This window comes from Streptomyces deserti (assembly GCF_054782695.1).
Genome location: NZ_BAAGRZ010000001.1, coordinates 270,100 through 283,460, shown reverse-complemented (window position 1 = coordinate 283,460; position 13,361 = coordinate 270,100). Strand labels below are relative to the sequence as shown.

At 71.6% G+C, this 13,361-nt stretch carries 14 protein-coding genes and 1 riboswitch; of the genes, 6 read left to right on the top strand and 8 right to left on the bottom strand.

Going from position 1 to position 13,361, the window contains the following annotated elements:
• Positions 1-21: 21 nt before the first annotated feature.
• Positions 22-1,053 carry an ATP-dependent 6-phosphofructokinase gene (locus ACYVMZ_RS01300; RefSeq protein ID WP_461074498.1) on the top strand — a complete coding sequence of 344 codons (1,032 nt, stop codon included), beginning with the start codon at positions 22-24 and terminating at the stop codon, positions 1,051-1,053.
• Here ACYVMZ_RS01300 and ACYVMZ_RS01295 read toward each other — a convergent pair.
• Together ACYVMZ_RS01295 and ACYVMZ_RS01290 are read right to left on the bottom strand one after the other, a co-directional pair.
• Complete coding sequence (locus tag ACYVMZ_RS01295; protein ID WP_461074496.1) at positions 1,023-3,014, bottom strand: anthranilate synthase family protein; 1,992 nt, start codon at positions 3,012-3,014, stop codon at positions 1,023-1,025. The genes ACYVMZ_RS01300 and ACYVMZ_RS01295 overlap by 31 nt on opposite strands.
• 108 nt (positions 3,015-3,122) lie before the next feature.
• Positions 3,123-3,182: a trp operon leader peptide gene (locus tag ACYVMZ_RS01290; RefSeq protein ID WP_461076275.1), complete on the bottom strand. Its 60-nt coding sequence runs from the start codon at positions 3,180-3,182 to the stop codon at positions 3,123-3,125.
• A gap of 107 nt (positions 3,183-3,289) precedes the next feature.
• Here ACYVMZ_RS01290 and ACYVMZ_RS01285 point away from each other — a divergent pair, with 107 nt between their 5' ends.
• Positions 3,290-4,642, top strand: coding sequence for a class II 3-deoxy-7-phosphoheptulonate synthase (locus ACYVMZ_RS01285; protein WP_461074494.1), 1,353 nt, complete (start codon positions 3,290-3,292; stop codon positions 4,640-4,642).
• 159 nt (positions 4,643-4,801) lie between these two features.
• Entirely contained in the window at positions 4,802-5,026 is a 225-nt protein-coding gene (locus ACYVMZ_RS01280; RefSeq protein ID WP_461074492.1) for a (2Fe-2S)-binding protein, read from the top strand.
• On the opposite strand, the gene bfr is transcribed toward ACYVMZ_RS01280, so the two are convergent.
• On the bottom strand, positions 5,023-5,499 hold the full coding sequence (gene bfr / locus ACYVMZ_RS01275; RefSeq protein WP_461074490.1) for a bacterioferritin: 477 nt from the start codon (positions 5,497-5,499) through the stop codon (positions 5,023-5,025). The genes ACYVMZ_RS01280 and bfr overlap by 4 nt on opposite strands.
• Before the next feature lie 184 nt (positions 5,500-5,683).
• Between bfr and ACYVMZ_RS01270 the strand changes: the two genes are divergently transcribed.
• A complete protein-coding gene (locus ACYVMZ_RS01270) occupies positions 5,684-6,331 on the top strand; it encodes a sulfite oxidase-like oxidoreductase (RefSeq protein WP_461074488.1) in 648 nt (215 codons plus the stop codon).
• Between the two features lie 16 nt (positions 6,332-6,347).
• Here the strand turns inward: ACYVMZ_RS01270 and ACYVMZ_RS01265 are convergent, their stop codons facing one another.
• From ACYVMZ_RS01265 to thiO, 5 genes are all read right to left on the bottom strand, one after another.
• Positions 6,348-7,226 carry a deoxyribonuclease IV gene (locus ACYVMZ_RS01265; RefSeq protein WP_461074486.1) on the bottom strand — a complete coding sequence of 293 codons (879 nt, stop codon included), beginning with the start codon at positions 7,224-7,226 and terminating at the stop codon, positions 6,348-6,350.
• A gap of 59 nt (positions 7,227-7,285) precedes the next feature.
• Positions 7,286-9,217, bottom strand: a complete 1,932-nt coding sequence (gene pknB, locus ACYVMZ_RS01260; RefSeq protein ID WP_461074484.1) for a Stk1 family PASTA domain-containing Ser/Thr kinase — start codon at positions 9,215-9,217, stop codon at positions 7,286-7,288.
• A gap of 103 nt (positions 9,218-9,320) precedes the next feature.
• Complete coding sequence (locus ACYVMZ_RS01255) at positions 9,321-10,115, bottom strand: thiazole synthase (RefSeq protein ID WP_461074482.1); 795 nt, start codon at positions 10,113-10,115, stop codon at positions 9,321-9,323.
• Between the two features lie 3 nt (positions 10,116-10,118).
• Positions 10,119-10,331, bottom strand: coding sequence for a sulfur carrier protein ThiS (gene thiS / locus ACYVMZ_RS01250; protein WP_461074480.1), 213 nt, complete (start codon positions 10,329-10,331; stop codon positions 10,119-10,121).
• The gene (gene thiO, locus ACYVMZ_RS01245) at positions 10,328-11,494 is read right to left on the bottom strand and encodes a glycine oxidase ThiO (protein ID WP_461074478.1); all 1,167 of its coding nucleotides are present in this window, start codon (positions 11,492-11,494) and stop codon (positions 10,328-10,330) included. The genes thiS and thiO overlap by 4 nt, the downstream gene beginning before the upstream one ends.
• A riboswitch (TPP riboswitch) is annotated at positions 11,492-11,603 on the bottom strand. It overlaps the preceding gene by 3 nt.
• 52 nt (positions 11,604-11,655) lie before the next feature.
• Here thiO and ACYVMZ_RS01240 point away from each other — a divergent pair.
• Together ACYVMZ_RS01240 and ACYVMZ_RS01235 are read left to right on the top strand one after the other, a co-directional pair.
• A complete protein-coding gene (locus ACYVMZ_RS01240; RefSeq protein ID WP_461074476.1) occupies positions 11,656-12,006 on the top strand; it encodes a hypothetical protein in 351 nt (116 codons plus the stop codon).
• Positions 12,007-12,038: 32 nt separating this feature from the next.
• Positions 12,039-13,292 carry an NAD(P)/FAD-dependent oxidoreductase gene (locus tag ACYVMZ_RS01235; RefSeq protein WP_461074474.1) on the top strand — a complete coding sequence of 418 codons (1,254 nt, stop codon included), beginning with the start codon at positions 12,039-12,041 and terminating at the stop codon, positions 13,290-13,292.
• Positions 13,293-13,361: the final 69 nt, after the last annotated feature.

Below are 13,361 nucleotides of genomic sequence, written 5' to 3'. Positions count from 1 at the left end.
CCGCGGCGAAGGGACACACCCATGCGGGTCGGAGTACTGACCGGAGGCCGTGACTGCCCCGGCCTCAACGCCGTCATCCGGGCCATCGTCCGCAAGGGCGTGCAGGAGTACGGCTACGACTTCGTCGGCTTCCGGGACGGCTGGCTCGGGGCACTGGAGGGCGACGCCGTCCAGCTCGACATCCGCGCGGTGCGGGGCATCCTGCCGCGCGGCGGCACCATCCTCGGCTCCTCGCGCACCGATCCGCTGAAGCAGGAGGGCGGCGCGCGGCGCATCAATGAGAACCTCGCCCAACGGGAGATCGACGGGCTCATCGTGATCGGTGGTGCGGACACCCTGGGAGTGGCCGTCCGGCTGTGGCAGGAGCACGGCGTGCCGTGCGTCGGCGTGCCGAAGACGATCGACAACGACATGGCCGCCACGGACCGCACCCTCGGCTTCGACACCGCGGTCAACACCGCCACGGCGGCGATCGACCGGCTGCACACCACCGCCGAGTCCCACATGCGCGTGCTCGTCGTCGAGGTGATGGGGCGCAACGCCGGCTGGATCGCGGTCCACACGGGCCTGGCCGGCGGTGCGAACGTCATCCTCATCCCCGAGCAGCCCTTCGACCTCGATCAGGTGTGTACCTGGGTGACGTCCCGTTTCCGGGCCTCGTACGCCCCGATCGTGGTGGTCGCCGAGGGAGCCCGGCCGAAGGGCGGCGGCGACCTGGGGCTCCGGGGCGACACGCCGGACACCGCCGTACCGGTGCCCCTCTCGGGAATCGGCGACTGGCTCGCCAGGGAGATCGAGAAGCGCACCGGCAAGGAGGCCCGTACCACGGTCCTCGGGCATGTGCAGCGCGGTGGCTCGCCCAGCCCCTTCGACCGCTGGCTCGCCACCCGCTTCGGCCTGCACGCCATCGACTGCGTCCGCGACGGCGACTTCGGAACGATGGTCGCCCTGCGCGGCACGGACGTCGTCCGCGTCCCCCTCGCGGAGGCGACGACCCGGCTGAAGACGGTGGATCCCGAGCTCTATGAGGAGGTCGGGGTGTTCTTCGGCTGAGCCGACCTGCCCGGCCCGGACGGGAACGAGCTCGTGCCGCGCAGCCGACCCACCAACTCCCGCACGACCGCCGCGCCGTTCAGCGTCAGCACCGACTCAGGGTGGAACTGCACCCCGGCGACCGCGTTCATGGGCGCGCCTCCGGCACGACCCGGGCCCCGCAGCGCGTGCACCTCCCCGTTCGCGGCCCGGCTGACCTCGATCCCGTGCGCGGCGAGCTCGCCGGCGGCCTCGTCGTCGCAGCGCGCCACGAAACTGTTGTAGAAGCCGACGGTCTCCTGCCGCCCGAACAGGTCGATCACCGTCTGCGCGCCCTGGTACGGGACTTCCTTCCGTACGATGTCCAGCCCCAGCTCGGCCGCGATCAGCTCGTGCCCGAGGCACACCCCGAGGACGCCGTGCCGGTTAACGCGGACGACCTCGGCGGTGAGCTCCCGCAGGAACCGCATCTTGGGGTCGGCCACGTCACCGGGATCCCCCGGGCCGGGCCCCAGCACCACCGGCCCCTCGTGCGCGCGCACCGCCTCCCGCAGCCCGGGCTCGTCGTACCGCTGGACGGTGACGTCCAGCCCACTCGACCGCAGTACGTGCGCGAGCATCGCCGTGAAGGTGTCCTCCCCGTCGACGACCAGGGCGTGGCCTTCGAGGGCGTCCGACCGCTCCTGCATCCGCAGCCAGAACGGCGCCAGCGAGGCCCGGCGTCCGTCCAGCGCCGCCCGCACCCGGGGATCGTCGGCCAGCTTGGGCCGTACGGCCTCCTCGCGCGGACGCGAGGGACGTACGCCCAGCGCCGCCAGCACCCCCGCCGCCTTGGCGTGGGTCTCCGCGACCTCGCCCGCCGGATCCGAACCCCGCACCAGCGTGGCGCCGACCGGCACCCGCAGCCGCCCGGCCGCGTCGATGTCGGCGGTGCGGATGAGGATGGGGGAGTCGAGGGTCTGGGCCCCGCCCGAGTCCCTCCCCAGGAGCGCCAGCGCACCGGCGTAATAACCCCGGCCGCCCACCTCGTGCCGCTCGATGACCCGGCAGGCGTTCTGCACGGGCGAGCCGGTCACGGTCGCCGCGAACATGGTCTCCTTCAGCACCTCCCGGACATCCAGCGAGGACCGGCCGCGCAACTCGTACTCGGTGTGCGCGAGGTGCGCCATCTCCTTCAGGCGCGGCCCGACGACGACCCCGCCCATGTCGCCGACGGTGCACATCATCTTGAGCTCCTCGTCGACGACCATCGACAGCTCCTCGATCTCCTTGCCGTCGGCGAGGAAGTCCAGCAGGTGCTCAGGGGTCGGGCCCTCGGCGGGATAGCGGTACGTCCCGCTGATCGGGTTCATGACGACCGTCCCGCCCGACATCCGCACATGCACCTCGGGACTGGCACCGACCAGCGTCCGTCCACCCGTCTCCCGCCCCCGCCCTTCCAAGGAAGGCTCTTCGGGCCCTTTCTCATCTCCCGTGTGAACGACGAACGTCCAGTACGCGCCCCGCTCGCCCTCCAGCAGCCGCCGGAACAGCGCCAGCGCGTCGGCGCGCCCGAACCCCGGGATCTCACCCTCGTACGTCCGCCGGATCACGAAGTTCGCGCCCTCGCCCTGCCCGATCTCCTCCCGCAGCACGCGCCCGACGATCTCCGCGTACTCCTCGTCGGCCACGTCGAAGCCGCCGCCCTCGACCCGCACGGCGTGCCGGGGGAGCTGCGACAACGCGTCCGCGAGCGGAATGGCGTACGTCTCCTCGGGCGTCAGCACCAGCAGTGGCGTGCCGTCGTCGCGGACGTCGAAGCCGCGCTCGCTGATCTGCCGGAAGGGGACGAGCGCCAGGCCCGTCTCGGGCAGGTCGGCCAGTCGGTCGTACGTGCCGACCGGGCCGAGCAGGACCTCGACCAGGTCGTGGTCGTGGCCCGGGGTGCGGCGGCGGAGCAGGGCGAAGGGACGGGGGTCGTGCAGGAGCTGTGCCAGGTCCATGGTTCCTCTTCCGTACGGGTCGGGAGGAACGGCCCGGCTCCGGAGGACCCCGGAAAACGCGTAAGGCCGCCCCTCGGGCGGCCTTCGCGAAGTCGTGCGTACGCGCAGTCAGTGGGCCGCCGGATGAGCGGTCCACCACCAGTGGTACTGGGTCGAAAGCGCGAACATGCGACGCACCCTACCCCATGCCCGGCGCGCCCACAGGCCAGCGCGGGAGCGTCTCATCTGTCGAGCGGGGGGAAAACGGCTCGACACGACCCCGTAATGTGGTGGGCGTGACCGTGAACGCTAAGACCAGCGCGAGCGCTGGCAACACCTGGCGAAACCTGCCCGCGGCGCAGCAGCCCGAGTACCCCGACGCCGAGGCTCTGCGCGCAGTGATCGCGGACCTCGAGTCGTATCCGCCGCTCGTCTTCGCGGGCGAGTGCGACCAGCTGCGCGCCCGGATGGCGGCCGTCGCCAAGGGAGAGGCGTTCCTCCTCCAGGGCGGCGACTGCGCCGAGGCTTTCGACGCGGTGTCCGCCGACCACATCCGCAACAAGCTCAAGACCCTGCTCCAGATGGGCGCCGTGCTGACGTACGCCGCGTCCGTGCCCGTGGTGAAGGTGGGCCGGATCGCCGGCCAGTACTCCAAGCCGCGCTCCAAGCCGACCGAGACCCGCGACGGCGTGACCCTGCCCGTCTACCGGGGCGACTCCGTCAACGGCTTCGAGTTCACGCCCGAGTCCCGCATCCCGGACCCCGAGCGGCTCAAGCGCATGTACCACGCCTCGGCCTCCACGCTGAACCTGGTGCGCGCCTTCACCACCGGCGGTTACGCCGACCTGCGCCAGGTGCACGCCTGGAACCAGGACTTCGTGAAGTCGTCGCCGTCCGGGCAGCGCTACGAGCAGCTGGCGCGTGAGATCGACAACGCGCTGAACTTCATGCACGCCTGCGGGGCCGACCCGGAGGAGTTCAAGACCGTCGAGTTCTACTCCTCGCACGAGGCGCTGCTGCTCGACTACGAGTCGGCGCTCACGCGGGTCGACTCGCGCACCGGGCAGCTGTACGACGTGTCGGCGCACATGGTGTGGATCGGTGAGCGCACCCGGCAGCTGGACCACGCGCACATCGAGTTCGCCTCGCGGATCCGCAACCCGATCGGCATCAAGCTCGGCCCGACCACGACGGCCGAGGAGGCGCTGCAGTACATCGAGCGTCTGGACCCCGAGCGCGAGCCGGGCCGGCTGACCTTCATCGTCCGCATGGGCGCGGACAAGATCCGCGACCGGCTTCCCGAGCTGGTGGAGAAGGTCACGGCGTCGGGCGCGGTGGTGGCCTGGGTGACCGACCCGATGCACGGCAACACCTTCGAGGCGGCCTCCGGTCACAAGACCCGCCGCTTCGACGACGTGCTCGACGAGGTCAAGGGCTTCTTCGAGGTCCACAAGGCGCTGGGCACCCACCCGGGCGGCATCCATGTGGAGCTCACCGGTGACGACGTCACCGAGTGCGTGGGCGGCGGCGACGAGATCTTCGTCGACGACCTGCACCAGCGCTACGAGACGGCCTGCGACCCGCGCCTGAACCGCAGCCAGTCGCTGGACCTGGCGTTCCTCGTCGCCGAGATGTACAGGGACCAGTAACCGGATCGCCTGTTACCGGGACGTCGAGTGGGGCGCGGATCACATACGATCCGCGCCCCACATGACTTTTGCGGCTCCTGAGCGACGGGTAAGGTTAGGTTAGCCTCACCGATCAAGGGTCGGGACGGCGCGACCCAGATCCCGGCAGGAGGTGACCGCGTGTACGTCTGCAGTTGTTTCGGCATCACCGAGCAACAGGTCAAGCAGCACGCGGAGAATGGTGCCTGCACACCCCGGCAGATCGCCTCCGCCTGCAAGGCGGGCACGGACTGCGGGTCGTGCGTACGCCGGATCCAGGCCCTGCTGGGCAGGGGTGCGTGCCCGCGCCGTGAGCTGGCCGACCAGGGCAAGCCGGTGCTGGCCGGGCTGGAGGAAGCGGCCTAGCTCGGCTGCTCGATCTGCTGCGCGATGTACAGCGCCTCGCCGAGCTTGTCGATGAGCTCCAGCTGTGTGTCCAGGTAGTCGATGTGGTGTTCCTCGTCCTCGAGGATCGACTCGAAGAGGTTCGCGGACGTGATGTCGCCCTTGGCGCGCATCACCTCGATACCCCGCTTGAGGCGGTCGATCGCCTCCACCTCGATCTGCCGGTCGGCCTGGAACATCTCGGTGACCGTCTGGCCTACCCGTACGTGGAACAAACGCTGATAGTTGGGCAGGCCGTCCAGCATCAGAATGCGCTCGGTGATCTTGTCCGCGTGCTTCATCTCGTCGATGGACTCGTCACGCGTGTACTTGGCGAGTTTGGTCCAGCCTTTGTTGTCCTGGATCCGGTAGTGCAGCCAGTACTGGTTGATCGCGGTGAGCTCGCCGGTCAGCTGCTCGTTCAGGAATTCGAGGACCTCGGGGTCGCCCTGCATCGCAGAGGCTCCTTCCAAGCGGGGGAACTGGCAGGATGCGCCGCATGATTCCACCGGCGACGAAGATCGTCCAGTAAGTCTGCACTTAGTAAGTTAGGGCAGGCTTAGTTCTAGTTGTCATTGATTGCCCGAATGCGGGTGGGCCCGGTCCTGTGCATCCCCCGGGGTCTGTCAGGATGGAGTCATGGGTCAGCCGGTGGAACGTGAATCGGGAGAGGGCGGTTCAGGAGGAGCGGTGCGGTTCGAGCTTCCGCCGGGACAGCGAGTGCAGAAGGGCTGGCCGGTCACGCACTACGGGCCGGTGCCCAGGTTCCGGCCCGAGCGCTGGGAGTTCCGGGTCTTCGGCGCCACCGCCGACGGTGAGAAGCACTGCTGGACCCACGAGGAGTTCACGGCCCTGCCGTACACCACCGTCGTGGCCGATCTGCACTGCGTCACGAAGTACAGCATGCTCGGTGCCGAATGGGGCGGCATCCCGGCCCGGACGATCCTCGAGAAGGCTCCACCGGCACCCGGCGTCACCCATGTGATGGTGTGGGCGGAGTACGGCTTCAGCTCGAACATGCGGCTGTCCGACTTCGCCTCCGAGCACACGATCTTCGCCACCCACAAGGACGGCGAGCTGCTGACCGCGGAGCACGGCTTCCCGCTGCGCCTGATCGTCCCCCACCTGTACGCCTGGAAGGGCCCCAAATGGGTCCGCGGTGTGGAGTACATGACCGCCGACCGCCGCGGCTTCTGGGAGGAGCGCGGCTACCACAACATCGGCGACCCGTGGAAGGAACAGCGCTACTCGTACCAGGAGGAGCCCGGGGACGGCCCCGAGCTCTGACTCCTGGTGTTCCGCGTCAGCATTCCCTGAGCTTCTTCAGCCGCTCCACGTCCGCCGCGTGGCCCTCCTTGCCGCCGGGCGTCTCGATGATCAGCGGTACGCCCTCGGTCGCCGGGTGGGTCATCAGCGCCCGGAACGGGTCCTCGCCGATGTGGCCGGCGCCGATGTTCGCGTGCCGGTCCTTGTGGGCGCCGACCACGTCCTTGGAGTCGTTGGCGTGGATGAGCTTCAGCCGGCCCTCGCCGACCGTGTCCACCAGCAGGTCCAGCGTCTGGTGCATGCCGCTCGGCCCGGTCAGGTCGTGGCCCGCCGCGAAGACGTGGCAGGTGTCCAGGCACACGCCCAGCTTCGGATGGGCGTCCAGTGCCTCGAAGTAGGGACCGAAGTCCCAGGTCCGTGAGCACAGCGAGGCGCCCTGGCCCGCCGTCGACTCCAGCAGCAGGTACGGATCGTCGTCGTGGGTGAGCTCGTCCAGCAGCGGCAGCAGGTACTCCCGTACCTGCTTCAGCGCCACCGCCCTGTCCCGGCCGCCGGTCGCGCTGCCGGTGTGCACGACCACGCCCAGCGCGCCGATCTCCCGCCCGCGCCGCAGCGAGTGCCGCAGCGACTCCACCGACCGCTCGACCGTCGCCTCGGTGTGCGAGCCGAAGTTGATCAGGTACGGGGCGTGGACGTACGCCGGGATCGACTCCGCCTCGCACGCCGCGCGGAACGCCTCGTCCTGCTTCGGATTGCCGGCGGGTGTGGCCCAGCCACGCGGGTTGGCGACGAAGACCTGCACGGTCTCGGCCTGGAGGTCACGGGCGTAGGACAGGCCGACGGAGTGGAGACCGCCGGCCACGGGGACGTGGCCGCCGACGGGGTTGCGCGGGCGACCGGACTGCTGATGGTTCACCCGTTCAGGGTGTCATGGGGCCGGGCGCGGTCTGCCGGTGGATGGGGGTGGCGTGCGCCTCAGCGGATCTCGATCGTGATCGTCGATCCCTTGGGCGCGGTGTCCCCGCCCTCCACGGACTGGCCGTTGACGGTGTCGCCGAACAGGCCGAGCAGGCCGCGGTCCTCGTCGACCTGGAAGCCGGCGGCCTCCAGCTTCCGCTTGGCGTCGTCGACGCTGTCGCCGACCACGTCCGGGACCTCCACCATCTCCGGGCCCTTGGACAGCGTCAGGGTCACCGTGTCGCCCTCGGCGGCCTGGCTGCCGCCGCCCGGGGTCTGGCGGGCGACCTGGCCCTTGTCGTGCTCCGAGTTGACGCGTGCGGAGGCGATCTCCACCTTCAGGCCGGCGTTCTCCAGGTCGGCCCTGGCCTCGGCGAGGTCCTCGCCGGTCACGTCCGGCACGTCCACCGGGCTGCCCTTGCTGACGGTGAGCGCGACGGCCGAGCCCGCGCGCAGCTTCGTGCCGCCCGCGGGATCCGTGGAGATCACCAGACCCCGCGGCAGGTCCTCGCTGAACGCCCGCGTTACCATGCCCGGCTCCAGGCTCTCGTCCTTCAGCTCGGCCCGGGCCTTGTCCAGGCGCTTGCCCTCCAGGGCGGGCACCCGTACGGTCTGCGGCCCGTCGGAGATCGTGAGCGTCACCGAGTCGTTGCTGCGGATGCGCTCGCCCGCCGCCGGGTCCGTGCCGATGACCGTGCCCCGCCGCACGGTGTCGCTGTAGGCGTGCTCGACCTTGCCGACCTCGAGCCCGGCCGCCTCGAGCCGGTCCCGGGCCTGGGCCTCGGTCTTCTCCAGCAGCGGCGGGACCTTGGTGAACTGACCCGAGTTGATGTACCAGATGCCCGTACCGACGCCGAGCACCAGCAGGACGGCGGCGACGATCGCGAGCGGCCCGCGCCGGAGGCCGGAGCGGCGCCGGGGCGGCGGGGGCGGAGGCGTCGCCAGACGGCTGGTGCGGTTGAGGGCGGGGGCCTCGGCGTCGTCGTCCTCGTTCACGGGGAGCGGCCGGGGCATGGTCAGTGCGCGCGGGATGACGCTCGTACGGTCCTCGGCGATGTCGTGCTCCGCCGAGACCGCCTGCGGCGGCACCGCGTCCAGCTGGTCCGCGCTGAGCCGGCCGCGCGCCTCGCGGGCCTGCGCGAGCAGTGCCACCGCGTCGTGCGGGCGGACGTCCGGGGTGCGGGCGGTCGCCGAGGCGACCAGCTCGTCCAGCTCGTACGCCAGGCCGGGCGCGGTGGCCGAGGGCGGTGGCACGTCCTCGTGGAGGTGCTTGTAGAGGATCGTGGCGGGGGAGTCCCCGTCGTGCGGCTTCTCGCCCGTCAGCATCTCGAAGAGCATCACGCCGCACGCGTACACGTCGACACGCGGGTCGGCGGTGCCGTGCTCTATCTGCTCGGGTGCGAGGTACGCGACCGTGCCGAGCACGGTCCCGGTGGTGTTCGTCACCGTGTCCACGGCCCGGACGAGCCCGAAGTCGGCGACCTTGACCCGCCCGTCGTCCCCTATCAGGACGTTCTCCGGCTTCATGTCCCGGTGCACGAACCCGGCGCGGTGCGCGGCGCCGAGCGCGGCCAGGACCGGCTCCAGGATGTCCAGCGCGGCCCGCGGCTGCAGCGCCCCGCGCTCGCGCAGCACGTCGCGCAGGGTGCAGCCGGCGACGTACTCCATGGCGAGGTAGACGTACGGCCCGTCGGTCCCCTGGTCGAAGACCTGCACCACGTTGGGGTGGGCCAGCCGGGCCACCGACTTCGCCTCGCGGATGAACCGCTCGACGAATGAGCCGTCGGCCGCGAGGGTCGGGTGCATCACCTTGAGCGCGAGGACGCGGTCCAGACGGGTGTCCACGGCCCGGTAGACCGTGGCCATCCCGCCGACCGCGATCCGCGCGTCGACGCGATACCGGCCGTCGAGCAGCTGCCCGACCAGAGGGTCCTGAAGGGTCGTGTCCACGCAGGTGAGTGTACGAGCCGCCGCCGACAGCCCGCCCCTTCGGCCGGTATCGGGGCGGGACTGCAGCGCACCTGTGACTGTCGCGCGACGGGCGCGACAGGGCCTAGAAGGCGGGGCGCTCGGGATCGAGGTGTGCGCGGCCCTCCGTCGGGGAGGACGCCTCCGCGAAGTGGCGGCGCGGAATCCGCCCCGCCAGCCGGGCCAGCCGGCCCGCCTCCACCGCGTGCTTCATCGCCTCGGCCATCAGCACCGGCTCCTGCGCCCGCGTCACCGCCGAGGCGAGCATCACACCCGCGCACCCCAGTTCCATCGCCAGCGCCGCGTCCGACGCCGTACCGGCCCCCGCGTCCAGGATCACGGGCACGTGCGCGTGCTCCACGATCAGCTGGAAGTTGTGCGGGTTGCGGATGCCGAGCCCGGAGCCGATCGGTGAGCCGAGCGGCATGATCGCGGCGCAGCCCACGTCTTCCAGCTTCCGCGCCAGCACCGGGTCGTCGTTGGTGTACGGCAGGACCGTGAACCCGTCGTCGACCAGCGTCTCGGCCGCCTCCAGCAGCTCGATCGGGTCGGGCAGCAGGGTGCGCTCGTCGGCGATGACCTCCAGCTTGATCAGGTCGGTGCCGAGCGCCTCGCGCGCGAGACGGGCGGTGAGGACGGCTTCCCCGGCGGTGAAGCAGCCGGCCGTGTTGGGCAGCACGCGGATGCCGAGCTTGTCCAGCACGGACAGCACGGAACCGTGCACCGAGGGGTTCACGCGCCGCATCGCGACCGTGGTCAGCTCCGTCCCGGAGGCGACCAGCGCGCGCTCCAGCACGTCGAGGCTGGGCGCACCGCCCGTACCCATGATCAGGCGGGACGTGAAGGACGTACCGCCGAGGACAAACGGATCGTCGGCCACGGTTCAGCCTCCTTGGACGGCGGTGAGGACTTCCACGCGGTCCCCCTCGGAGAGGGGCGTGGACGACCACTGCGCGCGCGGGACGACGGTTTCGTTCAGGGCGGCGGCCACTCCGGAGGGCGCCGCGGTGAGGGTCTTCACGACGGTGTCGAGAGCCGTGCCGGGGCGGACCTCCCGGGGCTCCCCGTTGACGGAGATGGTGACCGAGACGCTCATGCGGGCTGCTCCGTGAGGACGGCGGTGCTGAAGCGCCGCGGGGTGAAGGGGCGGGCCTCGTCGGGGAGTTCACCGATGGTCAGGACGTGCGCCATGACGTCGCCGGTGACCGGTGTGAGCAGCACGCCGTTGCGGTAGTGCCCGGTGGCCAGCAGCAGTCCGTCCAGCTCGGTCGGGCCGAGCAGGGGCGCGTTGTCGGGGGAGCCGGGGCGCAGGCCGGCCCGGGTCTCGGTGAGCGGCAGCTCGGTGATGCCGGGGATCAGTTCGTGCGCGTCGCGCAGCAGCTCGTACACGCCGCCCGCGGTGACCGTCGTGTCCCAGCCCATCTCCTCGCTCGTCGCGCCGACGACGAGTTCGCCGCTCTCGCGCGGCACCAGGTAGACGTGGCTGCCGCGGACGACGGCCCGCACGGTCCGGCTCAGGAACGGCTGCCGGCCCGTTGGCATCGTCAGCCGTACGACCTGTCCCTTCACGGGCCGTACGGGCGGCAGGACGTCCTGCGGCACGCCCGCCAGGCGCCCGCTGAGGCTGCCCGCCGCGAGGACCACCTGCCCGGCGCCCAGCGCGGTGCCGTCGGCCGTGACGACACCCGCGGCCCGGTCATGCAGGACGGTGAGCCGCTCGGCCCACACCCGGTGGAAGACCACGCCCGCCCGCTCGCAGGCGGCCACCAGTGCTCCGGCCAGCCGCCGGGGGTCAATCTGGTGGTCGCCGTCGACCCGCAGCCCGCCGCGCACCCCCGGCGCGAGCATCGGCTCCAGGCGCCGGCACTCCCGCCCGGACAGCCACTGCGCGTCCAGCCCCGACTGCTGCTGCAGTGCGTGCAGTTCGCGCAGATGGGCCCGGTCGTCGGCGTCCAGCGCGACCGCGAGCGTGCCGCTGCGGCGGTAGCCGAGGTCGTGGCCGGTCAGGTCGGTGAGCTCGGCCGCGAAGTCCGGATAGCGGCGGGCCGATGCCAGATTGAGGCCCAGCAGGGTCTGCTCGCCGTAGTGCAGTTCCGTGACGGCGGCCAGCATCCCGGCCGCGACCTGCGCGGCACCGCCCCCTGGCTCGGGATCCACCACGGCCGTGGCCAGCCCGCGTTGCGCGGCCCGCCAGGCCGTGACCAGGCCGATGATTCCGCCCCCGACGACGAGGACGTCTGACGTACGCGTAGGCGACATGGGCGTCCAGCCCCTCCCTTCGCCGGCATGACCCGGATCAGGTTCGTACGGTCGGAGGCCGCCAGCCTCCCTCTCAGCCCGGTGCGTCCGGGCTCCCGCGAGTGCTTTACGTTGGCCACCCTAGCCCTTGGTTCCGCGCGTCTGTAAGGGAGCCTCAGCCCGTGGCACGTTCGCTCGACGGACTCGTCCTCGCCCCGGTGGCCGATCAAGCCCCAGGTCAGGTGGGTACACGCACCCGGTTCACGTACCACGAGAAGGACGGCGCGATCTGGGCCGAGTACGCGGGTGGCGACGTCGTACGCGGATACCTGGTGGGTACCCGGGAGGGGGACCGGCTGGACTTCCGGTACGTGCAGCTGAAGCAGGACGGCACGACCTCGTCGGGGCACTGCGTGTCGACGGTCGTGGAGCTGCCCGACGGGCGGGTGCGGCTGGAGGAGACCTGGGAGTGGGAGTCGCAGCAGGGCGGCGGGACCAGCGTTGTGGAGCAGGTCACGGCACATGAGCGCTGACTGACGACATGTCAGCTGACTATGGTGATCAGGTGAGCGAGCAGACGCAGGAACGGCGACCCGGACTGGGAGAGCCCGTGCCGCGGCGCGTGGTCGTGGCGGGCGCGGGCATGGCCGGCGTGCAGTCGGCGGTCGCCCTGCGGGAACAGGGCTTCACCGGCACCGTGACCCTCATCGGCGCCGAGCCCCACCAGCCCTACGACCGGCCGCCGTTGTCCAAGGCCGTGCTGCTCGGCAAGGCCGAGGGCTCCGCCTTCGACGTCGACTTCGAGGCGCTCGGCATCGAACTGCGGCTCGGCTGCGAGGTGCTGGGCGTGCGCCCGGACGCGCACGTGCTGGACACCTCCGACGGTCCCGTGCCCTACGACGTCCTGGTCGTCGCCACCGGAGCCGAACCGGTCCGGCTGCCGGGCGCGGAGGGCGTCCCCGGCGTGCACCTGCTGCGCACCCTGGACGACGCCGAACGGCTGCGGCCTGTGCTCGCCCGCCAGCACGACGTCGTGGTCGTCGGCGCTGGCTGGATCGGCGCGGAGTTCGCCACCGCCGCGCGCGAGGCGGGCTGTGCGGTGACCGTCGTGGAGGCCGCCGGCCGGCCGCTCGCGGGCGCGCTGCCCGCCGAGGTGGCCGCGCCGATGGCCGCCTGGTACGCCGATGCCGGCGCCGTGCTGCGCACGCACGCGCGCGTGGAGCGTGTCGAGCCGGGCGCGGTGATCCTGGACGACGGCTCCCGGCTGCCCGCGGGCGCGGTCGTCGTCGGCATCGGCGCCCGCCCGGCCACGGCCTGGCTGGCCGGCTCCGGGATCGAGCTCGGCACGTACGGCGAGGTGGTGGCCGACGAGCACCTGCGCACCTCGCTGCCGGACGTGTACGCGGTCGGCGACTGCGCCTCCTTCCCTTCCGGGCGGTACAGCGAGCGCCTGCTCGTCCACCACTGGGACAACGCCCTCCAGGGGCCGCGCACGGTGGCCGTGAACATCATCGGGCAGGCCACCGGCGAGACACCGGCGGTCTACGACCCGGTGCCGTACTTCTGGTCCGAGCAGTTCGGCCGTTTCGTCCAGTACGCCGGCCACCACGCGTCCGCCGACCGGACCCTGTGGCGCGGCGACCCCTCCGGACCGGCCTGGACGGTCTGCTGGCTCCGCGAGAACCGCCTGGTCGCCCTGCTCGCGGTGGGCCGCCCCCGGGACCTGGCCCAGGGGCGCCGCCTGATCGAGGCGGGCACGCCGATGAACCCGGAGCTGCTGGCGGATCCGGCCAGGCCGCTCAAGGCGGCGACGGCCTAGCACCTGTCCGGCGGGGCAGCCGCGTCCGCCCAGGTGGACCGGCCTGACTTCCGACTGTCAGTGGCGGAT